The 683-nt window shown below is 54.3% G+C and carries 1 protein-coding gene; it reads right to left on the reverse strand.

Annotated features, from left to right (window positions below):
* The coding region (locus AC6BYQ_RS28510) for an Ig-like domain-containing protein (protein ID WP_498057932.1) at nt 1-683 on the reverse strand (683 nt) is incomplete at both ends.

A 683-nucleotide genomic window follows, 5' to 3' on the forward strand; every position in this document is an offset into this window, starting at 1 on the left:
TTGCCTGCAGGGTCAGTCGCTGTTGCAGTCACTGTATCGCCATCCACCAGGTTACCCGGGTTTGGTACTGACCAGCTACCATCTGTGCCTGCTACCACTGTTGCAGTGGTGCCATCAGGATAAGTCACAGTCACGGTTGAACCAGGCTCTGCCTGACCGCTCACTGGGTCTGTTGCATTGATCGGATCAAGCACCGGTGCATTTGGTGCAACCGTATCAATGGTCACCACTGCAGTATCGTTACCTACGTTACCTGCTGCATCTGTTGCAGTCACGGTAATGGTGTGTGGACCGTCTGCGAGTGTTGGAAGTGTATTGTCTGCAAGCGTCCAGGTGCCGTCGCCATTGTTCACTGCCGGATAGTCAACGCCATCCACATTGACAACTACAGTGGCTGTCGGGTCGTTCACTGTACCAGTAAGTGCTGGTGTGCTGTCATTCGTCAACACGTCATCCAGCGCAACCACAGGTGCTGTGATGTCTGCTGAAACTGTGCCTGTACCTGGCAATGAAGTGTTGCCTGCAGGGTCAGTTGCTGTTGCAGTCACTGTATCGCCATCCACCAGGTTACCCGGGTTTGGTACTGACCAGCTACCATCTGTTCCAGCTACCACTGTTGCAGTGGTGCCATCAGGATAAGTCACAGTCACGGTTGAACCAGGCTCTGCCTGACCGCTCACTGG

The organism is Serratia sp. LTN-2 (genome assembly GCF_059740205.1).